Origin of the sequence: Nocardioides abyssi (assembly GCF_030412915.1) — a bacterium.
Classification (GTDB): Bacteria; Actinomycetota; Actinomycetes; order Propionibacteriales; family Nocardioidaceae; genus Nocardioides; species Nocardioides abyssi.
Map to the genome: position 1 here is coordinate 1 of NZ_JAUHJR010000205.1, position 274 is coordinate 274.

The 274-nt window shown below is 50.0% G+C and carries 1 protein-coding gene; it reads right to left on the minus strand.

Features of this window, described 5'->3' with window-relative positions:
• A partial coding sequence (locus tag QWY29_RS20495; protein ID WP_300963068.1) for a transglutaminase domain-containing protein occupies positions 1-274 on the minus strand: 274 nt, incomplete at both ends.

Below are 274 nucleotides of genomic sequence, written 5' to 3' on the forward strand. Positions count from 1 at the left end.
TTATCAGCAACAAACAGTCTGCTGACAGCAGCGAGTCCTGCCGCATCCTTATCTTCTGTTTTAGGAAAGACAGCCTTTACTTCGGCCTGAATGCCGCTTGCCTGTTGCAAAGCAGCCAGCAAAGCCGCTTTCTCCGCTTCCGTTCCATAAGCCGAACGAATCACTTCGGCAACCGGACGCAAACGATACCCGGTTTGTGACAATGACAAACGGCAGTTTCCTAATCCTTGCACGTAAGCAGTGAGTTGTTTCGTTTTTTGCTCCGGACTTTGTG